The sequence below is a fragment of the Actinocrinis sp. genome (genome assembly GCF_035946395.1).
Classification (GTDB): domain Bacteria; phylum Actinomycetota; class Actinomycetes; order Streptomycetales; family Catenulisporaceae; genus Actinocrinis.
The window spans coordinates 19357-39375 of record NZ_DASYZI010000301.1 but is presented as its reverse complement, the minus strand read 5'-3'; the positions used below and the strand labels follow the sequence as shown (position 1 = coordinate 39375).

Below are 20019 nucleotides of genomic sequence, written 5' to 3'. Positions count from 1 at the left end.
CGCCGAACTCGTCGCGGTCGGCTCACGATCACAGGCGTCTGCGGACGCCTTTGCCGACCGGCACGACGTACCGCATCGTCACGTTGGTTACGACGCCCTGGCCGCCGATCCCGACGTCGACGCGATCTACGTCGCGGTGCCACACACCGGACATGAGGCCGTCACCCTGACCATGATCGCGGCGGGTAAGGCCGTCCTGTGCGAGAAGCCGTTCGCTGTCAACGCGGCCCAGGCTGAGCGAATGATCGCTGCGGCGCGCGCTGCCGGGGTCTTCCTCATGGAGGCGATGTGGGTCAGGTTCCTGCCGCACCAGGTCGGTCTGCGGGACCTGCTGGCCGAGGGCCGGATCGGTGAGATCCGGTCGCTGGCCGTCGACCGCAGCGAAGTACTCAGCTCCGACCCGGCGCACCGGGTCCTCGCCCCCGAGCTCGCCGGCGGCGCGCTGCTCGACCTGGGCGTCTACCCGGTCTCGTTCGCCTCGATGCTGCTGGGCACGCCGGACCGGGTCGCCGCGTTCGCAACCCCCGCGGTCACGGGCGTGGACGCGCAGACTTCGGCGGTGTTCGGCTATCCGAGCGGCGCGCATGCGCTGATCACCACGTCCCTGGACTCGCGCACCGCGAACACGGCGTCGATCACCGGCACGAAGGGCCGGATCGACATGCCGCACTGGACCGGCGGTGAGCAGCCGCTGCGGCTGAGCCTGCTCGACGGGACGGTCCAGAGCCTGGGGCATCCGCACGAGGGCAAAGGTCTGCGATTCCAGGCCGGCGAGGTCGCCGCTCGGCTGCGCGCGGGTGAGACGGAAAGCCCGGTTATCCCGCTCGACGAGACGTTGTCGATCATGCGCACGATGGACCTGATGCGCGAGCAGATCGGGCTGCGTTACCCGATCGAGTGACCGGGTGTGCGGCCCGAGGGGTGACAGCACGCTTCAAGGAGCGCGGTCGCCGTTGATGTGATGAGATCGACAGTGCACTCATCCGGCGCACCGACCGCGCAAACGCGGCGGGGTCACGACACGTGGCAGGGACACCATGGCAGAGACTGAGGGCCGGGAAGCTACCCCGGCCGACTTCTTCGAGGCGATGTACCAGGGCGCGGCCGGAGGCCAGCTGACGCTGCCATGGCACCGCCCCGTCCCGCACCCGCTGTTGCTCGACTGGGTCGGGAAGCGCGCCGTGACCGGCAGTGGCCGGCGCGCCGTCGTTGTCGGCTGCGGACTGGGCGTCGACGCGGAATACGTCGCAGGTCTCGGATTCGACACCACCGCGTTCGACGTCTCGGAGACCGCGGTCAGCCTCGCCAGGCGCGAGCACCCCGATTCAGCCGTCACGTACACGACCGCCGACCTGCTCGACCTGCCCAAGGAATGGCTGGGCGCCTTCGACCTCGTCGTCGAGATCTACACGGTGCAGGCGCTGCCGGACCCGCCGCGCGCCGACGCCATCGCTTCCGTCGGGCGCCTGGTCGGCGAGGGTGGCACGCTGCTCGCCATCGCGTTCGTCGGGGACGAATACAAGAACGGTGGCATTCCGCCGTGGCCGCTCACTCGCGCGGAGGTCGACGCCTTGGCGACGGGCGTCCTCATTCCGGTCGATATCGAGATGCTGACGTACTCCGGGGCGCCGGGTCCGGGCCCGGCGGCCGACCGCCTCTGGCGCGCCGAGTTCCGCCGCGACTGAGACGGTACCGGCTAAGAGCGCGCCCTGAGATCCTCGACGACGGCGCTCGCCGCGCGGCGGGCCGACTGGAGCGCGCCCTCGATGTTCGGCAGGTCCCGGTGGTCCCCGCACACGTATAGCCCGTTGATGAGACGCACCGGCCGGGCGAAGTTGTGCGGGGACTGCATTGTCACCACGCCGTGTTCGACGTGCCGGATGTCAATGGTCTCCCAGCGCCTGGCCGCCGGTCCGTGCAGGTCGGCGAGCCGCTCCAGCACGGTGCGGTCGAGCGCCGCGAGCTGCTTTCCGTCCTCGCCGTAGACGGTCGTCGCGACCAGCGCGCGGCCCGGCGGAGCGAGGGAGGGCGCGGCCCGGCTGACCACCATCGTGCGCGCGACCGGAGAACCCGGCTCCGCGTCGACGAGCACTGACGGCGACCGGTCCGGCTCGGCCGGGATCTCGGCCTCGTCGGCGGCGTGCCAGAGCGTGGTCACCGACCGCATCCGCGGCTCGTGCAGGCCGGGCAGCAGTTCGACCGCGCTGTACGGTCCGGCCGCGACGACCACCGCACGCGCCCTGATCTCCCCAGCGTTGCTGACCACGCGGTCCGCGCGCACCGTGTGGACGCGCGTGCCCAGCTGTACGGTGCCCTTCGGAAGCTGGCCCGCCAGTTCGCGCGCCACGACTCCGATCCCGGCGCCGGCCACGGCGAACCTGCCGCGCACCAGCAGCCGCAGCAGCCAGTCGGCGCCGCGCACCGACACGGCCAGGTCCTCGTCGGCGGCCAGCCCAGCCAGGTACGGCCGCAGGAACTGGTCGATCAGCTCCCCGGAGTAGCCGCGCACCGCGAACGAATCCGCGGCGGAGTGCTCCGGGCCCTCCAGCGCGCGTTCCGGGGCGCCGGTCGCCAGCCGGTAGAGCAGCTTGGAGAGCCGTGCCTTGTCGGTCGTGGTGCCGATCGGCATGCGCAGCGCCGAGAAGGGCTGCTGCGGCCGGGTCGGGGCGGCGCCGAAGCGGATGCGCCGCCCGCCCGCGCAGATCCGCACGCCCGGAGAGAAGCCGCCGAGCGCGAGCCCGGCCGGCGTGACGGTCTGGCGCAGCGTGGACCAGGAGGTGTGCAGCAGGTGGCCGCCGTCCGAGAGGGTGTATCCGTCGACGCGCTCGTCCCGCGCCCGCCCGCCGATCTGCTGCCCGGACTCCAGGACGGTGACCGCCAGTCCCGACTCCGCCAGCCGCGCCGCCACGGCGAGCCCGGCGATGCCCCCGCCGACGACGCACACGTCAACACGCATACGAGAAACCCCCAGCGAGTCCGTACCGGCATCCCGGTTTTTCCTACCCGCTGAGGGATCGTCAGAATCCGAATATCGGTGTCCTCCGGGCCGTTGGCCGGGAGGACACCGCGCGGTGCCCAGTGAGACAGGGCCCTGCTTCTGTGGGCCGGTTCCTACAGGCCCGACGGGAACGAGAACGGTGCGAAGGCGACGTCCTTGCCGACGTTCAGCTGGATCACGGCGTGCGGCGTCAGCTGGATCTTCGACGGGTCGCCGGTGTACTTCTGGCCGTTCACGTAGGCGATGACGCTGCCGGTGGCCGGGCCGACCTGGGTCTCGGACAGCGGCTGGTTCCACTCGGCGAAGACCTGGCCGAGCGTGTACGTGGTCTGCGTCGGCGACTCGATGTGGATGATGCCGCTTGAGTCGTGCGTGTGCACGTAGTAGATCTGCTTGCCGCCGTCGATGAAGGCCGAGCCGTCCTGCTGCTGCGAGGTCTGCCAGGGCTGGGTTATCCCGATGCCGCCCGGGACGGCCTTCTGGGTGCCGTTGACGTAGATCGCCAGGTGCGCGTGGATGTGGTAGACGAGCTGCTCGGAGGTCTGCGCCGAGACGCCGTCCACGGTCTGGCCGGTCAGTCCGTCCCAGGTCTGGGCCAGCGCGTTCGGAGTCTGGTTGCTGTTGTTCGCCGGCGTGGACGAGTTCGACTTCGACAGGCCGAGCGCGACCAGCGCGGCGACCAGCACGGCCACCAGGGCGCCCGCGCCGATGCCGAAGTAGATCTTGCGCTGCCGGTCCTTGCGCGCCTGTTCCGCGCGCATCTTCTCGATCTGCGCCCGGCGCTCCTGCGCGCTGCGCTTGCTGGCCTGCGATGCCATCGTCTCGCGCTTCCTCGGAAGTAGTGCCACCCGTCGGTCGGTTTACCGTACAACCTAATTCTGAGCAAGCGCATCGGGTCTTCTCAGCCGCCGTCCGGCCCGCTCGGCGCGCACAGGCCGTGACCTGCGTAAATAACAGCCGTCCCGGCGATCTGCGATGGCAAGGAGTCGCCGGGACGGCAGTGTGCTGCGGGGCGCGGCCGGACTCAGAGGCCGAGTTCGGACTCGAAGCGCCCTTCTTCCAGCCGTGACTTGATCGCGGTCAGGAACCTGGCGGCGTCGGCGCCGTCCACCAGCCGGTGGTCGTAGCTGAGCGCCAGGTAGACGGTCGAGCGCACCGCGATGACCTCGCCGAGCACCGGGTCGGTGACCACGGCCGGGCGCTTCACCACGACACCGGTGCCCAGGATGCCGACCTGCGGCTGGTTGATGATCGGGGTGTCGAACAGCGCGCCGCGCGACCCGGTGTTGGTCAGCGTGAACGTGCCGCCGGCCAGCTCGTCCGGGGAGACCTTGTTGTCGCGGGTGCGCCCGGCCAGGTCCGCGATGGCCCGGGCGACGCCGCCGAGGTTCAGGTCCCCGGCGTTCTTGATCACCGGGACCAGCAGGCCGCGCTCGGTGTCCACCGCGATACCCAGGTTCTCCGAGCCGTGGTAGGTGACGGTCCCGGCCTCAACGTCGATCGAGGCGTTGAGCTGCGGGTACTGCTTGAGCGCCTCGATGGCGGCGACCGCGAAGAAGGGCAGGAAGGACAGCTTGACGCCCTCGCGGACCTCGAAGTCCTTCTTGGCCCGCTCCCTCAGCCGGGCGATCGCGGTGACGTCCACCTCGACCACGGTGGTCAGCTGCGCGGAGACCTGGAGCGACTCGACCATCCGCTTGGCGATGAGCGCACGCAGCCGCGTCAGCTTCTCGGTGCGTCCGCGCAGCGGGGAGACCGCGACCGGCACGGCCGGTGTGGGCGCCGCGCTCGGAGCGGTGCCGTTGACGGCCACGGGCGCGGGGGTCGGCGGGACCAGAGCCTTCGCCGCGTCGATGACGTCCTGCTTGCGGATGCGTCCGCCGACGCCGGTGCCGTCGACCTTGGCGAGGTCCACGCCGCGCTCAGCAGCGAGCTTGCGGACCAGCGGGGTCACGTACGCGCCCGGGCCCTCGTCGACCGCTGCTGCATTGACGGGCGCGGGAGCCGGGACGGGTGCTGGGGCTGCGGCGGGGACGGGTGCGTGGGCAGGCGTGTAGGTCGGTGCGGGGGCGGGTGTGGCAGCCACAGGGGCGGGCGCGAGCACAGGCGCGGGGGCCATTGGAGTTGGTGCGGGCGCGACCGGGACGGGGGCCGGAGCCGGTGCAGGGGCGGAGCCCGGGGCGCCGATCACCGCGAGCGTGGTGCCGACCGCGACGGTCTCGTCCTCACCGACGTTGATCGCGAGCACGACGCCGGCGGCCGGGGACGGGATCTCGGTGTCGACCTTGTCGGTGGAGATCTCCAGCAGCGGCTCGTCGGCCTGCACGCTCTCGCCGACCGCTTTGAGCCAGCGGGTGACGGTGCCTTCAGTCACCGACTCGCCGAGTGCCGGAAGCACGACCGGAGTACCGCTCACCGCGCCACCGGCGTGGGCAGGCGCCGGAGCCGGAGCGGGCGGTGCCTGAACGTACGCGGGTGCTGGGGCATACACGGGCGCCGGAGCTGGGGCGGGCGCCGGCACAGCGTCCGTGGGCATGGCCGCCGGTGCCGCTGCGGGCGCAGCTGCTGCCGGAGCCTGGTTCGGCCCGCCGATCAGCGCCAGCTCGGCGCCGACCGCGACGGTCTCGTCCTCGCCGACCCTGATCGCGAGCACCACGCCGGCGGCCGGCGACGGGATCTCGGTGTCGACCTTGTCGGTGGAGACTTCGAGCAGCGGCTCGTCGACCTCGACCGACTCCCCTTCCTGCTTCAGCCACCGGGTCACGGTGCCCTCGGTGACCGACTCACCGAGCGCGGGCATCGTCACCCGCACGGCGCCAGCCGTATAAGCAGCACTGTCCGGCATGAGTCTTCTCTCCTGACTTCTTTCGTCGTCGTCGTTCGGGAAGGGGACCGTCAGTCGTGCACGTGCAGCGGCTTGCCGGCCAGCGCCATGTGCGCCTCGCCGAGCGCCTCGCCCTGTGTCGGGTGCGCGTGCACGAACTGAGCGACGTCGCCCGGCGTGGCGTCCCAGTTGTAGATCAGCTGCGCCTCGGCCACCAACTCGCCGGCCCGGTCCGCGACGATGTGCACGCCGACCACCCGGTCGTCCTCACCCGGCACCCCGACGATCTGCACCAGCTTGACCTCGCCCTGCGTCTTGAGGATCTTGCTCTTGCCGTTGCCGGCCAGGTTGTAGTTCAGCGTCTTGACGTGATCGGCCCCGTACCGCTCCTTCGCCACCGTCTCGGTGACGCCGCAGGAGGCTACCTCAGGGTGCGAGTACGTGACCCGCGGCACGCCGTCGTAGTCGATCGGGCGCGGGTCCAGGCCGGCGATGTGCTCCGCGACCAGGATGCCCTCGGCGAAGCCGACGTGCGCGAGTTGCAGCGTCGGGATCAGGTCGCCGACCGCGTACACGCCGGGGGCGGAGGTCTGGCAGTACTCGTTGACCTTCACATAGCCGCGGTCCACGACGACCCCGGCCTGCTCGTAGCCGAGGTTCGCGGACACCGGGCCGCGGCCGACCGCGACCAGCAGCAGTTCCGCGTCGAAGGTCTTCCCGTTCGCGGTGGAGACGCGCACGCCGGTTTCCCCGGAAGCAAGTGCCACGGTCTCGACGCCCGAGAACCGGTTGCCCAGCTCGAACTTGATACCCCGTCGGCGAAACGCCCGCTCCAGCAGCTTGGAGTTGTTCTCGTCCTCCAGCGGCACCAGGTGCGGCAGCGCCTCGATGATGGTCACGTCGGCGCCGAAGGACTTCCACACCGAGGCGAACTCGCAGCCGATCACGCCGCCGCCGAGCACCACGACCGACGCCGGGACCCGGTCCAGCCTGAGCGCGTGGTCGCTGCTGATGATCCGCTGGCCGTCGATGTTCAGGCCCGGCAGCGACTTGGGCACCGAGCCGGTGGCCAGCACCACGTTGCGGCCGGTGTAGACCTCGCCGTTCACGGTCACCTGGTTCGGCGCGCTCAGCACGCCTTCACCCGCCACGAAGGTGATCTTGCGGGCCTTCACCACGCCCTGCAAGCCCTTGTACAGCCCGCCGACGACGCCGTCCTTGTAGCTGTTCACCCCGGCCATGTCGATGCCGGTGAACTGGGTCTGCACGCCGAAGCTCGCGCCCTCGCGGGCCAGGTCGGCGACCTCGGCCGCGTGCAGCAGCGCCTTGGTGGGGATGCAGCCGCGGTGCAGACAGGTCCCGCCGAGCTCGCCCTTCTCGATCAGCACGACGTTCATGCCCAGGTCGGCGGCGCGGAAGGCGCAGGCGTAGCCGCCGGACCCGCCGCCGAGGATCACTACGTCGAACACATTCCCGGCGTCAGCCACTTGTCGTCTCCTCGCGTCTTCAACGTGTGCGCCCGTCCGCCCGACCCTGGTCTTTTTCCGTCTCTGGTTTTCTCGCGGGCCGGCTGGCGGGATCCCGGACCGCCGAGGGCTCTGGGATGGCACACTGACAAGCATCCTGCCACCCGCGCAGGTGAGCGGCCTCTCGGCGAGTGCGGTCCCGACGGATCGGGCTGCGGTTGGGACTGCTGGTCGGGCAGTCGGTCGGTGCCAGCTTAGTGCGGTCGGGGAGGGCGCGGTTGCGCATGCCTGACCGGTGAGTCCACCGTGGAGGCGAGCGGTTCGGCCACCCGTCGGCGCAGCGAACGCGCTCGTCCGCAATCCGGTCGTGGCCGGCTGAACTCAACGAGGTGATGCACGGTGGCGTTGTTCGCCCGCAGGAGTAGGTCCGCAGGTGGCGGAGCCGTGGACGGCCGCCGTTTCCGGGAGGACGAAGCCCATCTGGCCCGTTTCGCGCGTGCGCGGACGGGTGTCGAGGCCTTCGTCGAGCCGCGCACGGCTGTGACAGAAACCACAGTGGTGCTGGTTGCCGAGGACGGCGAGTGGACTCGCCGCCGGGTGCCCGGACCGCAGGCCGCGCACCAGCTCGCGCACCGCCTCGGCATCCCGGCCTACGACGCCGCCGTGGTCGGCTACCCGCAGCGGATGCGGGACTGGAACGCCCGCATCGCCGCGGAGGTCAAGGCGAAGCGCGAAATCTGATTGTCGGTCTGCGACCATCCGGCCGCGCTCAGAGCAGGCCGTCGGCTGCGTCCTGGGCGAGCTGCACCAGGGTGCGCACCGCGTAGCCGGTGCCGCCCTTCGGCGTGTAACCGTACGGCGCGGCCGAGTTGAACGCCGGACCCGCGATGTCCAGGTGCGCCCACGCGATGCCGTCCTCCACGAAGTCCTTGAGGAACAGCCCGGCGACGAGCATCCCGCCCATCCGCTCGCCGATGTTGGAGATGTCGGCCACGTCCGAGTCCATCGACTTGCGCAGGTACGCGGGCAGCGGCATCGGCCAGACGTCCTCGCCGGCCCGTTCGGCCGCCGACTCGACCTGGGTGCGGAACTCCTCGTCGTTGGACATCACCGCGGCGGTCCGGTGACCGAGCGACATCACCTGCGCACCGGTCAGCGTCGCCACGTCCACGATCGCGTCCGGGTCGTCCTGCGCCGCGCGCACGATCGCGTCGGCCAGCACCAGCCGCCCCTCGGCGTCGGTGTTCATCACCTCGACCGTCTTGCCGCCGTACATGGTCAGCACGTCGGACGGACGGATCGCCCCGCCGCCCGGCATGTTCTCGGCCAGCGCCGCCCACGCTGTCGCCTTCACCGGCAGGCCGAGCTTCGCCGCCGCGACGACCGCCTGAACCACCGCCGCAGCCCCCGACATGTCGCACTTCATGGTGTCCATCGCGCCGGCCGGCTTGAGCGAGATGCCGCCGGTGTCGAAGGTGATGCCCTTGCCCACAAAGGCCAGCGAGCGTCGGGCGTCCGGATGCGCATAGGCGACCTTCACCAAGCGCGGCTTGCGTGTCGATCCCTGGCCGACGCCGGTCAGGCCGCCATAGCCGCCCTCGCGCAACGCCTCGTCGTCAAGCACTTCAATGGTGAGGCCGTCGATGGACGCCGCCTCGACCGCCGCACGCGCCGCATCCGCGAACGCCTCCGGGTAGAGGTGCGAGGGCGGCGTGTTGATCAGGTCGCGGGTTGCCTTGACCGCGTCGGCGAGCACCTGAGCGCGTCGACCGGCCGACTGCGCCTCGTCGTTCGGCTCGTCCGGGGTGACCAGCACGATCTCCTGGACCGGGCTCTTGCGGTCGGCGGCGTCGCCGGTCTTGAACTGGTCGAAGGAGTACGCGGCGAGGGCCGCGCCGAGCGCGGTCGCCTCGACGACCTCGGCGCCCGCGACCGGAGTGACCACCGCCACCGTGCCGAGCCCGGCCAGCGCGCGCACGGCGGACCCGGCGGCTCGGCGCAGTTCCTCCAGACCGACCGCCCCGACCACCTCACCGTCGACGGTCGGGCCGAGCCCGAGGCCGACCACCACCGCGGCGGCCAGCGAGCCGTTCGCCGGCACCCGGGTCACCTCGTCGGCGGCACCGGTCGCGCCGAGCGCCTTCAACGTCGCGGCGAGACTCCCACCGAGGGCCTCGTCCACGGGCTCGGCGCCCGGCGCGAGCACCACGCCGTCCTCGCCCTGGTAGACCCCGATGACGATCGCGTCGGCTTCGACGGCCGCCGCCGGGCCGGCCTTCAGTGAAATCTTGGTCACGTCTGTTCCTGTTCTGGAGGTTGGCGGGATTTCCGCATCGTAACCGCACGCCTCGGCGGCGTGCGCGAGCCGGTTGGCCGATAGGGCGCGAACAAGGGGTTTCCCGAGCGCCCAGCCGACCGTTCGGTAGGCTCGGCACATGCCAGAGACGCCATCCGCCCGGCCGGAGCCGGCCCAGCCCGCCGGCGAGCCCCTGCTCACCTCGCCGCTGCACGCCCGCCACCTCGCCCTCGGCGCGAAGATGGCCGACTTCGGCGGCTGGGAGATGCCGATCGAGTACTCCGGGGTCGTCGGCGAGCACGCCGTGGTGCGCACCGGAGTCGGCGTGTTCGACGTCAGCCACCTCGGCAAGGCCACGGTGTCGGGCCGCGCGGCCGACGGGACGAGCGCCGCCGACTTCGTCAACACGACGCTGGCAAACGACCTGCGCCGGGTCGGCCCCGGCCAGGCGCAGTACACCCTGGCCTGCGACGAGGCGACCGGCGGCGTGATCGACGACCTGATCGCGTACGTGAAGTCCGAGGACGAGGTCTTCCTGATCCCCAACGCGGCCAACACCACCGAGGTCGTGCGCCGGCTGGCCGCGGCCGCCCCGGCGGGGATCGCCGTGACGAATCAGCACTCGGATTTCGCGGTGCTCGCGGTGCAGGGCCCCGGTTCCGCCGACCTGCTCAAGTCCCTGGGGCTGCCGGCGGACCACGACTACATGGCGTTCGCTACCGCGACCTGGGACGGAAGGCCGCTGACGGTCTGTCGTACCGGGTACACCGGCGAGCACGGGTACGAACTCGTCTGCCGCTGGGACGACGCGGACGAGCTGTGGACCGCGATCCTGCGTGCCGGTGAGCCGTTCGAGATCAAGCCGTGCGGCTTGGGCGCCCGCGACACGCTGCGCACCGAGATGGGCTACCCGCTGCACGGCCAGGACCTCTCGCCGCAGATCACCCCGGTGCAGGCGCGCGCGGGCTGGGCGGTGGGCTGGAAGAAGGAGGCGTTCTGGGGCCGCGAGGCGCTGCTTGCGGAGAAGGCCGCGGGCCCGCGCCGCCTGCTGTGGGGCCTGCGTCAAGTCGACCGGGCGATCCCGCGCCCGCACATGGAGGTCCTTGACGATCAGGGCTCAGTGATCGGCGAAGTCACCAGCGGAACCTTCTCTCCGTCGCTCAAAATGGGCATCGCGCTCGCGTTGCTGCCCCCGACGGCCGCAGCCGGTGACACCGTCTACCTGGACGTACGCGGACGGCGCGCGGCATTCACGGTGACCAAGCCGCCATTCGTCACGCCCTCGACCCGCTGATCCGACCCGCTGATCTGACTCACTGATCCGCCCTACGGCCGCGCGGCGAGCACCAGCAGCGCGATCGCCGCGCCCGTCTCGGCCAGCGCGCCGAGCACGTCGCCAGTGATGCCGCCGAAGCGTTGGACGCAGCGGATCAGCAGCACCAGCGCGCCTGCGATACCAAGCGGTACCGCGGCGACGGCCAGCACCGCCGTCTGCGGGTCGACGATCAGGCCGAGCAGCCCGGACACCACGGCGACGGCAATCCCCGCCGCCATCGCTGTGCGTACGCGAACCGAGCCGGCGACCCATGCGCCGAGCCCGTCGGGCCGAGCCGCCGGGATCGGTCCGCTGCACGCGGCCGTCACCGCCAGCCGCCCGGTCATCGCCGCGACGACGACCGCGACCGGGCCCCGGTGGACGTCGTACGCCGCCGCCAGGCTGCTGATCTGCACCGCGAGGACCAGGATCAGGGCCACCACGCCGAACGGTCCGATGTCGGACTGCTTCATGATGTCGAGGGCCTCGGCGGCGGGCTTGCCGGAGCCGAGGCCGTCGGCCGTGTCGGCCAAGCCGTCGAGGTGCAGCCCGCGCGTCAACGCCGCCAGCGCGGCGATCGCGATGCTCGCCGAGATCAGCGGCGCCCGGGTCCACCACTGCACGACCTGACCCGCCCCCGCCGCCACGGCTCCCACGCCGAGGCCGACCAGCGGAGCGGAGATCATCGCCGCTCCCGCCGCGCGCCTGTCGACGCGTGGAGCGCCCGCCCGCACGATCGTGAGAGTGCTGACGGAAAGACGCAGGCCGCCGATTACCCCGGATATCCGCCCCGGACGGCCGTCGTCGCCATCGCCCGGCTCGGAGCTCGGCTCGCCGCCCGCCGCCGCATCGCAATGGTCTGACTGCTCGTCCACGCCAGGGTCACAACCGGGAGCGCAACAGCGGTTCGGGTAGGCCTTCCTCGGCGTAGGAGCCGGTCTCGGCGAGGATCGTCACCGCGCCGCGCAGCAGCGGCAGCGCCAGCAGCGCCGCGCAGCCGCCATCCGCCCGCACCTTGAAGTCCAGCAGCGGATCCAGGTTCAGCCGTTCGATCGCCTTCTGATAGGCCAGGTCCGGCGAGCGATGCGCGGCCAGCATCCAGTCGGGCGTGCGGAACGCGATGCGCTGCGCCAGGACCGCGCACGCCGCAGCGCCCAGCCCGTCCAGCAGCACCGGGGTCCGGCGCACCGCCGCCTGCACCAGGAAACCGGTCAGCGCCGCGAAGTCCGGTCCGGCGCACGTGGCCAGCAACTCGACCTGGTCGATCAGCACCGGCCGCGCCGCGCGCATCGCGTCGCGCACCGCCGCGCACTTGCGGATCCACGCATTGTCGTCGATGCCGCTGCCGCGCCCGGTCACCGAGGCGGCGTCCGCCCCGGTCAACACGCCGATCAGCACCGCCGCCGGGGTGGAGTGCCCGACCCCGATCAGCGACGGCATCAGCAGGTCCGCTCCGGCGTCCACCTCGGCGTCCGCGGTCGCCATGCCCAGCCGGAACGCCGCCGCGGCCTCGTCCCGCGAGCAGGCCCGCTCCTGGTCGATCCGGCCGGTGCCGCGCCGGACCCGGCCCGCCGAGACCTCGGCCGGCAGCTCTGCGAAGTCGTCCGGATCGCAGTCCACAGACACGTCCAGGACCCGCACCGACGCCTGCTGGACCCGGGCCAGCGCCTGCACGGGACCGCCGCCCCCGGCGATCCGGCGTACCAGCGCGGCTGTCGCCTCAGGCGCGTACGCGCTGACGCCGTGCCGGGCGATCCCGTGGTCCCCGGCGAACAGCACCACACGGGCGCGGTCGAGCTGCCGGGGCGGACACACGCCCTGGACCGCGGCGAGCCACTGCGCCAGCGTCTCGATCCGGCCGAAGGAGCGCGGCGGCAGCGCCACCTGCTCGGCCCAGCGCACCCGGGCCGCCTCGCGAACCGCCTCGTCGGGCCGCGCCACACCCTCGGCGATCTTCTCCAGCTCTGTCGTGTCCATCGCTCCCGGAGCCTAGTACGCGTGCCTCAGCTGTGTGGATTGGGAGTTGTATGGACTAGGAGCTGTGCGGTTTCAGGCGCAGCGGAATCCCAGCAACGACGAGCGAGACATCGTCCGCCGCCGCGGCGAAAGCCTGGTTCAGCCGCCCGAGCTCGTCACGGAAGCGGCGCGTGCCCCTCGACTCCGGTACGACACCCAAGCCGATCTCGTCGCTGACCACGATCACTGAGTGCGCGGGATTCGCATACGCATCAACGAGGTCGGATACCAGCCGGTCGAGTTCCCTACGCGGCCCGCCGGCGCGCCACGCCTCGTCGTCCCACGCCCCGACGGCGTCCATCGCAGCCGTCAGCCAGAGGGTGAGTGAGTCGACGAGCACCGTGCGTTCCGTGTGTCGTAACACCGTGGCGAGCCGGTCCGGTGTATCGCCGACCTCGACCGTTTGCCATGACGCCGGTCGCATCTCACGGTGCCGGGCGATGCGCTCGGCCCACTCGCTGTCGCCTTCGTAACGCGGAGCGGTTGCTGCGTAAAGGACGTCCGGATCGTCCGACAGCAGCTGCTCGGCGAAGGCCGATTTACCGCTCCGTGCGCCGCCGAGTACGAGGGCACGCCACGCGGTCGTGTGCCGCTGCTGAGTTGTCCCTGAACGCATCGCGCGCAGCCTAACGCCTTGATGCGAGCGTTGCCTGCCTGGGCACTGGATAGGGTAGCGGCCATGGCATTCACATGGCGGTACGAGAACGCATCGGGGGTGGAGGTGGAACCCGTCGTCCCGGTCGAGGGCGAGCACGCCGCCTACTCGACTCAGGGCGACGCGGAGACCTGGATCGGCGAGAACTGGCCCGAGCTGCTGGCCGCCGAGGTCGAGCAGGTCACGCTCCTGGAGGACGGGGCCGTGATCTACGGCCCGATGTCGCTCCAGGAGTCGCCGCCTGCCTGATCGAACCGGCTACGGGCGCTGCACGGGAGACGTGGTCATCGCCGGGTCGCGCGTCACAGCAGGCTCGACGATCTCGTCGATCTGCTTGAGCAACCCGGCGTCCAACTTCACGCCCGCGGCCTTGACGTTCTCCGCGACCTGCTCGGGCCGTGACGCGCCGATGATCGCCGCCGAGACGTTGCGGTTCTGTAGCACCCACGCCACCGCGAGCTGAGCCAGCGTCAGACCCGCCTGATCGGCGAGCGGCTTGAGCTGCTGCACCCGGTCGAGCACGTCGTCCGTCATCCACCGCTGGATGAAATTGCCACCGGTCGCGTCGGTCGCCCGGGAGCCCTCAGGCACCGGCCGTCCGGAAACGTACTTGCCGGTCAGCACGCCCTGCGCGATCGGTGACCAGACGATCTGGCCGATCCCCAGCTCCTCGCAGGCCGGCACGACTTCGGCCTCGATGACCCGCCACAGCATGTTGTACTGCGGCTGCGAGGAGACCAGCGGCACCTTCAGTTCCCGGGCCAAGGCGGCAGCCGCCCGGATCTCCGAGGCGCGCCACTCCGACACGCCGATGTACAGCGCCTTGCCCGAGCGCACCACGTCGGCGAACGCCACCATGGTCTCCTCAAGCGGCGTCGCGTGGTCGTACCGGTGCGCCTGGTAGAGGTCGACGTAGTCCGTCTGTAGGCGGCGCAACGAGCCGTCGATCGATTCGAGGATGTGCTTGCGCGACAGCCCGCGGTCGTTCTTGCCGGGGCCGGTCGGCCAGTACACCTTGGTGAAGATCTCCAGGCCCTCGCGGCGCTCGCCCTTGAGGGCCTCGCCGAGCACGGACTCGGCCCTGGTGTCCGCGTAGACGTCCGCGGTGTCGTAAGTGGTGATCCCGGCGTCCAGCGCGGCGCGCACGCACGCGTGTGCGGCCTGCGCCTCCACCTGGGAGCCGTGGGTGATCCAGTTGCCGTATGCGATCTCGCTGATGACCAAGCCGCTGCGGCCGAGGTGTCGGAACTCCATGGACCCCAACGTACCGCCTGGCGCCGCTGCTTCGATGGCGGTCGCACAACGGGTCGCGTGACGCGGAGCCCGTGTCACGTCCCTACTTCGGGTTACCCCGGAAGTCCACAGTTGGCCTCGGCTGGCGCAGGAACCGCGGCATCGCCGCGCGGGAGAACGCGTAGAACCCGGTGCCGCGGGCCTCGGCCTCGCCGAACCTCTCCCGCACCGCACGCTTCACCCGGACGTTCAGCAAGACGCCGAGCACGATCCCGACGAGGACGACGAACTCCATCACGAACGACGCGTAGGCGTAGATCACAGCGCTGCGGAGCACGAGAGTGGCCCACGCCATGACGACGATGGGCATCAAGAACTCGATCAGGCGCAGCCGTCCGTCCACGTAGTCACGAACGAACGCGCGCGCGGGACCGAAGTCACGCGCCGGATAGTTCCTCGCGTCCCCGCTTTTGATCGCGTCCCGCTGCCGCTGATACGACTCGTTACGCACGGTCCGTTCTGCCCTGCGACGTTCCTTCGGGTCGGACGGCATCGCGCCGAGCCGCACCTTGCGAGCGGCCTCGGCCTCTCGCCGACTCGGAGTCGCGCCGGCCTTGGACCGGTCTGGCGTGCGGTCGGCCGTCGGCCGGGAGGAGGTGGCGGTCTCGGCCGGGGCGTCGGCCACGGCCTGATCGGCGGAGCGTCGTCGGAACACGAGGGAAGCGTAAACGCTCCGCGGCCGGGCACATAACCCGCGCCGGCCCAAGTGGATCGCGCAGCCATCGCACAGCCGCGGCACCGCACCGCAGTCGCCTTTTATTAGCGCGGTTTGGTTGGCTCAGGGCGGACGCAAAGAACTATCGTGGGCACTGACCGCACGAGCCGCCTCACGGCGCCGCTGAAGGGGGACCTGGAGGGCCCATGGCCGACGGAGTCATGAAGCGTGTTTCCTTGATTTTCAAGTCCAAGGCGAACAAGGCCCTGGACAAGTACGAGGATCCACGCGAGACGCTGGACTACGCATACCAGAAGCAGCTGGAGAACATGACGCAGCTGCGGCGTTCGCTCGCTGACGTCGCCACCGCGCGCAAGCGCATCGAGCTACAGATAAAGCAGGTGCAGCAGGACGCGGAGAAGCGTGATCAGCAGGCTCGCCGGGCGCTGGAGATGGGCCGCGAGGACTTGGCCCGGGACGCGCTGACCCGCAAGGCGGAGATCCAGCAGCAGATCACCACGCTCACGCCCCAGCACGAGAACCTGATCAAGCAGGAAGAGAACCTGACCAGGGCCGTGAAGGGCGCGCAGGCCAAGGTCGACGCCTTCCGCACCCAGAAGGAGACCATCAAGGCCAACTACACCGCCGCGCAGGCGCAGACCCGGATCGCGGAGACGCTCACCGGCATCTCCGAGGAGATGGGCGACGTCGGCCTGGCGATACAGCGCGCGCAGGACAAGACCGCGCAGCTTCAGGCCCGTGCGGACGCGATGACCGAACTGACCGCCACCGGCGCGCTCGACGACCCGCTGGCCGCGCTGACCACCGGCGACGACATCGACGCCGAGCTGAACCGGCTCTCCAGCGGCAGCGGCGTGGACAACGAGCTTGAGCGGCTCAAGCTTGAGCTGGCCGGCGGCTCGACCAAGCAGCTGGAGGCCGGCACCTCGGGCGTGGCCAAGCCGGGCGCGATCCAGGACGCCGAGGTCAAGGACAGGGAGGGCGACTCCAAGTGATCGTCCGCATTCTCGGCGAGGGCCAGCTGATCCTGCAGAAGGAGGCCCTCGACGAGCTGAACGAGCTCGACGACGAGCTCATGGCCGCGGTCCGAGAGGGCGAGGAGGCCAAGTTCCGCACCGCGATGGACTCGCTGCTGGTCCGGGTGCGCGAACTGGGCGAGCCGTTGCCGGTCGAGGAGATCAAGCCGAGCGACTTCATCCTGCCCAGCGCGGACTCGTCCCTCGACGAGGTGCGCGACCTGCTCTCCAGCGACGGACTGATCCCGGGCTGAGCGACCCTCCAGAGCGCCCGTCCGGGCAGCGGGGGATCGAAGGGAACTTCCCCGCCCGGCAGCCCGTTGTGCCGGGTGACGGCGGCGGACCGACCGGTCCCCGCCACCACCAGCGGGCCCCGCCGCCGCACCGGCGGCAGGGCGTGGCAGAGTTTTCGGAAGGACGGCTCCACTCGTGGCCAGGACGAGGTTCGCGCCAGACCGGGGATTGACCTCCCGCATGGTCTTCGTCATGTTCCTCATCGGCGCGCTGGCCGTCGCGTTCGTCGCGGCCCTGATCGCGTTCGTGCCCGCGCGCAGCCTGCCGGTCGTGCTCGTCATCGCCGGCGTCATCCTGTTCGTCCAGTTCTTCTTCTCCGACAAGATCGCGGCCTTCGCGATGGGCGCCCGCGAGGTCGGCCCGGAGCAGTACCCCGATCTGCACGGCGTGGTCGACCGGCTCGTCGCGCTGGCCGACATGCCCAAGCCCCGGGTGGCCGTGGCCGAGACGCCGATGCCCAACGCCTTCGCCACCGGCCGCAACCCGAGCAACGCCGTCATCTGCGTGACCACCGGGCTGTACGACCGCTGGAAGCGCAAGGAGCTGACCGACCAGGAGTTCGAGGGCGTACTCGCGCACGAGCTCTCCCACGTCGCGCACCGGGACGTGCTGGTCATCACCATCGCCTCGTTCCTCGGCATCCTGGCCGGCCTGGTCGCACGCATGGCGTTCTGGTTCGGCCTCGGCGGCGACCGGCGCGACGACCGGGACGGCGGCGTGCCGATCCAGCTGATCATCCTGCTGGTCTCGATGGTCACCTACGCGATCTCCTTCATGCTGACCATGGCCCTCTCGCGCTACCGCGAGCTGGCCGCGGACCGGTCCGGCGCGCTGCTGACCGGCAACCCCTCCGCGCTGGCCTCGGCGCTACAGAAGATCACCGGGGACGTGGCCAAGATCCCGACCCAGGACCTGCGCCAGGCCGAGCCGTTCAACGCCTTCTACTTCACCCCGGCCTTCAACGCGGAGACGGCCAAGTCGCTGTTCTCCTCGCACCCGACCACCGAGAAGCGGATCGAGCAGCTCGCCCAGATCTCCCGGCAGCTGGGTCGTGGCTGAGATGTGGCGCCGGGGCCGCGCCAGACGCCAGGCCCATCCGGCGCCACGTCCCAACCACTCTCTTCGCCGCTGACCCGGCCCGCCCGGCGCGGCACGACGGCCGCGCCAGTGCGATACCCACCCGCCACCTACCTCGACCAGGGACCGCCCCCACCATGGGATTCCTCGACACGCTGCTGGGCCGCAGCAAGCCCGTGCAGCCCAATCTGGACCAGCTGTTCGCCGTGACCAACGCCGCGCTCACCATCGAGGTGGCGCTCGGCCTCAAGCCCACCGGCTATGGAGCGGTCTGCTACCGCAAGGCCGAGGGCGGCGCCTTCGCCGAGGTCGAGGCGGACGTCGAGCAGCTCATCGAGGGCTTCGACGGCCCGCGGGTCGAGGTGTCCACCGACCAGTACGGCTACACCTGGCTGCTGGTGCGCCGCGACCCGGAGCAGCTCTCCGACCTGGTCACCGACGTGCACGCGGTGAATTCCTCGTTGCAGGACCACGGCTTCGGGCCGTACCTGCTGTGCAGCCTGTTCTCCTTCCGCGACCAGCAGGACCGCAAGGCCGCGCTGGTCTACCTGTACAAGAAGGGCACGTTCTACCCCTTCGCCCCCAAGGGCGCGTCGATCCGGGACAACGTGCTCGAACTCAACATGAAGACCGAGATCGGCGTGGACCTGCCGCTGGAGAAGGACACCAGCCGCTGGTTCCCGGTCTGGGGCGCGCCCGGTCTGTGACCCGGGCTCAGGACCCCTGAAGCGCACGTCACACCTCTGCCACGATTGATGCAGCCCGCTTGCCAGTCGGCGGAGCGCAGCCGCTACGCTCGTGCGGGTTTCGGCGAGTGGCGGAGGGAAACACAGTGGCGGTCGAGCCGCAGCGGGGAATCGGCGGCGCGCAGGACCAGGACACGGCGAGCAGTACGCCGACCCCCGTCTTCCCCCGCCCGCGCAGCGGTGAGGACCTACCCGGCGGCACGGACGCCCAGGACTCCGATGCCCAGAACTCCGAGGATGGGGTGGATCGAGGCGGCGCAGACGGCTACGAACCGACGTTGGCCTACGGCGGCGAAGAGCCGCCAGAGCACGCCGGAGGGCACGGTCGTCCCTGGCCGTCGGCCCGCCAGCAGATAGGCACCGGCGTCGCGGTGCTCGGCTGGGTCCTCGCCGCGTTCCTGGCCAGCCACCGGTTCCTGCCGGACACCGCAGGCCTGGCCTCGCTGCTGGAGACCTGGCTGCCGTGGCTCGCCGTGCCCACCGCGCTCCTGCTGATCGCCGCGGCCTTCGCCCGCTCGCTGCGCGGTCTGCTGGCCACCGGGGTGGCCGCCGCGGTCTGGCTCGGCGTCTACGGCCCCGAACTCTTCCCGCGCGGTGACCCGCTGCCGCCGAACCTGCGCGTGATCAGCGAGGACGTGAACGCGTCCTCGGTAGAGCTCGCCGCGGTCGGCCAGTTGGCCGCCAACCAGCACGCCGACGTGGTCACCCTGGAGCACCTGCCACCGACGCTCGCCTCGTCGCCGTCGACACAGTACCTGAACTCGACATACGGCTTCCACATCACGCAGTACGAGTACGGCGTCTGGAGCCGCTACAAGATCACCGATGCGCGCGCGATCGGCGTGACCACGACCGACTCGGACACCAGCAACGGCGCCACCGCCCTGGTCGCCGCCGTCCCGCACGTCGTCGTCGGCGCGCTGCGCGTCACCGTCAGCACGCCGCAGGGCCCGTTGGTGCTGTACGTCGTGCACATACCCCAGCCGGTGCTCGGCGACCAAGGCTTCGCGAAGGTGCGCGACGAGGCGGTGAATCGCCTCGTCAGCACGGTCGCGGCGGACCACGCCGACAAGCTGGCCATCGTCGGCGACATCAACGTCGCGCAGACCGACCGCCGTTTCACGCAGCTCAGCTCCGGTCTCGGCCTGACCTCCGCGCAGGGCGCCGCAGGAGACGGCTTCGGCTTCACCTGGCCTGCCGAGTTCCCGGTGGTCCGCCTCGACGACCTGCTGGTGCGCGGCGCCACTCCGGTGCACTCCGTAGTGCTCCCCGCCCTGGCCGGCGGCCAGACCCACCTGCCGATCGAGATCGACCTGCACCTCTGACTGCACCTCTGACAGGCCGCAC

20 protein-coding genes are annotated in these 20019 nt (G+C 70.9%); 10 read left to right on the top strand and 10 right to left on the bottom strand.

The genetic code is table 11. The annotated features are described in order from the left end of the window. The coding region (locus tag VGS97_RS18455) for a Gfo/Idh/MocA family oxidoreductase (protein ID WP_326854818.1) at positions 1-901 on the top strand (901 nt) is incomplete at its 5' end. Between the two features lie 136 nt (positions 902-1037). Beyond that, a complete protein-coding gene (locus VGS97_RS18450; RefSeq protein WP_326854817.1) occupies positions 1038-1685 on the top strand; it encodes a class I SAM-dependent methyltransferase in 648 nt (215 codons plus the stop codon). Between the two features lie 11 nt (positions 1686-1696). Here the strand turns inward: VGS97_RS18450 and VGS97_RS18445 are convergent, their stop codons facing one another. The 4 genes from VGS97_RS18445 to lpdA form a co-directional block, all read right to left on the bottom strand. Further along, a complete protein-coding gene (locus VGS97_RS18445; protein WP_326854816.1) occupies positions 1697-2956 on the bottom strand; it encodes an NAD(P)/FAD-dependent oxidoreductase in 1260 nt (419 codons plus the stop codon). A 155-nt stretch (positions 2957-3111) separates the two neighbouring features. Beyond that, on the bottom strand, positions 3112-3816 hold the full coding sequence (locus VGS97_RS18440) for a hypothetical protein (protein ID WP_326854815.1): 705 nt from the start codon (positions 3814-3816) through the stop codon (positions 3112-3114). A gap of 206 nt (positions 3817-4022) precedes the next feature. After that, positions 4023-5843, bottom strand: a complete 1821-nt coding sequence (gene sucB / locus VGS97_RS18435) for a 2-oxoglutarate dehydrogenase, E2 component, dihydrolipoamide succinyltransferase (RefSeq protein WP_326854814.1) — start codon at positions 5841-5843, stop codon at positions 4023-4025. A 50-nt stretch (positions 5844-5893) separates the two neighbouring features. Further along, the gene (gene lpdA, locus VGS97_RS18430) at positions 5894-7309 is read right to left on the bottom strand and encodes a dihydrolipoyl dehydrogenase (RefSeq protein WP_326854813.1); all 1416 of its coding nucleotides are present in this window, start codon (positions 7307-7309) and stop codon (positions 5894-5896) included. Between the two features lie 378 nt (positions 7310-7687). Here lpdA and VGS97_RS18425 point away from each other — a divergent pair, with 378 nt between their 5' ends. Continuing rightward, a complete protein-coding gene (locus VGS97_RS18425; RefSeq protein ID WP_414641750.1) occupies positions 7688-8029 on the top strand; it encodes an oxidoreductase in 342 nt (113 codons plus the stop codon). 28 nt (positions 8030-8057) lie between these two features. On the opposite strand, the gene VGS97_RS18420 is transcribed toward VGS97_RS18425, so the two are convergent. After that, positions 8058-9584 carry a leucyl aminopeptidase gene (locus VGS97_RS18420; RefSeq protein WP_326854811.1) on the bottom strand — a complete coding sequence of 509 codons (1527 nt, stop codon included), beginning with the start codon at positions 9582-9584 and terminating at the stop codon, positions 8058-8060. A gap of 139 nt (positions 9585-9723) precedes the next feature. Here VGS97_RS18420 and gcvT point away from each other — a divergent pair, with 139 nt between their 5' ends. After that, positions 9724-10878: a glycine cleavage system aminomethyltransferase GcvT gene (gene gcvT / locus VGS97_RS18415; RefSeq protein ID WP_326854810.1), complete on the top strand. Its 1155-nt coding sequence runs from the start codon at positions 9724-9726 to the stop codon at positions 10876-10878. Positions 10879-10910: 32 nt separating this feature from the next. Here gcvT and VGS97_RS18410 read toward each other — a convergent pair whose 3' ends face one another. From VGS97_RS18410 to cobU, 3 genes are read right to left on the bottom strand one after another with little or no spacing between them, the layout of a single operon-like run. Then, positions 10911-11774, bottom strand: a complete 864-nt coding sequence (locus tag VGS97_RS18410) for an adenosylcobinamide-GDP ribazoletransferase (RefSeq protein ID WP_326854809.1) — start codon at positions 11772-11774, stop codon at positions 10911-10913. Between the two features lie 7 nt (positions 11775-11781). Beyond that, on the bottom strand, positions 11782-12876 hold the full coding sequence (locus VGS97_RS18405; RefSeq protein WP_326854808.1) for a nicotinate-nucleotide--dimethylbenzimidazole phosphoribosyltransferase: 1095 nt from the start codon (positions 12874-12876) through the stop codon (positions 11782-11784). 55 nt (positions 12877-12931) lie between these two features. Beyond that, the gene (gene cobU, locus VGS97_RS18400) at positions 12932-13531 is read right to left on the bottom strand and encodes a bifunctional adenosylcobinamide kinase/adenosylcobinamide-phosphate guanylyltransferase (protein WP_326854807.1); all 600 of its coding nucleotides are present in this window, start codon (positions 13529-13531) and stop codon (positions 12932-12934) included. Between the two features lie 63 nt (positions 13532-13594). Here cobU and VGS97_RS18395 point away from each other — a divergent pair, with 63 nt between their 5' ends. Then, a complete protein-coding gene (locus tag VGS97_RS18395) occupies positions 13595-13819 on the top strand; it encodes a hypothetical protein (RefSeq protein WP_326854806.1) in 225 nt (74 codons plus the stop codon). 9 nt (positions 13820-13828) lie between these two features. On the opposite strand, the gene VGS97_RS18390 is transcribed toward VGS97_RS18395, so the two are convergent. Further along, positions 13829-14824 (bottom strand): aldo/keto reductase family protein, encoded by a 996-nt coding sequence (locus tag VGS97_RS18390; RefSeq protein WP_326854805.1) that lies wholly within the window; start codon positions 14822-14824, stop codon positions 13829-13831. 82 nt (positions 14825-14906) lie between these two features. Next, the gene (locus VGS97_RS18385) at positions 14907-15518 is read right to left on the bottom strand and encodes a DUF3043 domain-containing protein (RefSeq protein WP_326854804.1); all 612 of its coding nucleotides are present in this window, start codon (positions 15516-15518) and stop codon (positions 14907-14909) included. A gap of 221 nt (positions 15519-15739) precedes the next feature. On the opposite strand from VGS97_RS18385, the gene VGS97_RS18380 reads away from it, so the two are divergent. The 5 genes from VGS97_RS18380 to VGS97_RS18360 all read left to right on the top strand — a co-directional run bounded on the left by VGS97_RS18380 (position 15740) and on the right by VGS97_RS18360 (position 19997). After that, entirely contained in the window at positions 15740-16534 is a 795-nt protein-coding gene (locus VGS97_RS18380) for a PspA/IM30 family protein (RefSeq protein WP_326854803.1), read from the top strand. Next, positions 16531-16809 (top strand): PspA-associated protein PspAA, encoded by a 279-nt coding sequence (gene pspAA / locus VGS97_RS18375; protein WP_326854802.1) that lies wholly within the window; start codon positions 16531-16533, stop codon positions 16807-16809. Before VGS97_RS18380 ends, pspAA begins: the two co-directional genes overlap by 4 nt. Positions 16810-16984: 175 nt before the next feature. Further along, positions 16985-17908: a zinc metalloprotease HtpX gene (gene htpX, locus VGS97_RS18370; protein ID WP_326854801.1), complete on the top strand. Its 924-nt coding sequence runs from the start codon at positions 16985-16987 to the stop codon at positions 17906-17908. A 155-nt stretch (positions 17909-18063) separates the two neighbouring features. Further along, complete coding sequence (pspAB, locus tag VGS97_RS18365) at positions 18064-18633, top strand: PspA-associated protein PspAB (protein WP_326854800.1); 570 nt, start codon at positions 18064-18066, stop codon at positions 18631-18633. A 125-nt stretch (positions 18634-18758) separates the two neighbouring features. After that, complete coding sequence (locus tag VGS97_RS18360) at positions 18759-19997, top strand: endonuclease/exonuclease/phosphatase family protein (RefSeq protein ID WP_326854799.1); 1239 nt, start codon at positions 18759-18761, stop codon at positions 19995-19997. The last annotated feature ends 22 nt before the right edge of the window (positions 19998-20019 follow it).

Excerpts from the sequence above, each read along its gene's own strand:
- VGS97_RS18450 (WP_326854817.1), top strand. The coding sequence starts at position 1,038 with ATGGCAGAGACTGAGGGCCGGGAAGCTACCCCGGCCGACTTCTTCGAG.
- VGS97_RS18445 (WP_326854816.1), bottom strand. The coding sequence starts at position 2,956 with ATGCGTGTTGACGTGTGCGTCGTCGGCGGGGGCATCGCCGGGCTCGCC.
- VGS97_RS18440 (WP_326854815.1), bottom strand. The coding sequence starts at position 3,816 with ATGGCATCGCAGGCCAGCAAGCGCAGCGCGCAGGAGCGCCGGGCGCAG.
- sucB (WP_326854814.1), bottom strand. The coding sequence starts at position 5,843 with ATGCCGGACAGTGCTGCTTATACGGCTGGCGCCGTGCGGGTGACGATG.
- gcvT (WP_326854810.1), top strand. The coding sequence starts at position 9,724 with ATGCCAGAGACGCCATCCGCCCGGCCGGAGCCGGCCCAGCCCGCCGGC.
- VGS97_RS18405 (WP_326854808.1), bottom strand. The coding sequence starts at position 12,876 with ATGGACACGACAGAGCTGGAGAAGATCGCCGAGGGTGTGGCGCGGCCC.
- cobU (WP_326854807.1), bottom strand. The coding sequence starts at position 13,531 with ATGCGTTCAGGGACAACTCAGCAGCGGCACACGACCGCGTGGCGTGCC.
- VGS97_RS18395 (WP_326854806.1), top strand. The coding sequence starts at position 13,595 with ATGGCATTCACATGGCGGTACGAGAACGCATCGGGGGTGGAGGTGGAA.
- VGS97_RS18390 (WP_326854805.1), bottom strand. The coding sequence starts at position 14,824 with ATGGAGTTCCGACACCTCGGCCGCAGCGGCTTGGTCATCAGCGAGATC.
- VGS97_RS18380 (WP_326854803.1), top strand. The coding sequence starts at position 15,740 with ATGAAGCGTGTTTCCTTGATTTTCAAGTCCAAGGCGAACAAGGCCCTG.
- pspAB (WP_326854800.1), top strand. The coding sequence starts at position 18,064 with ATGGGATTCCTCGACACGCTGCTGGGCCGCAGCAAGCCCGTGCAGCCC.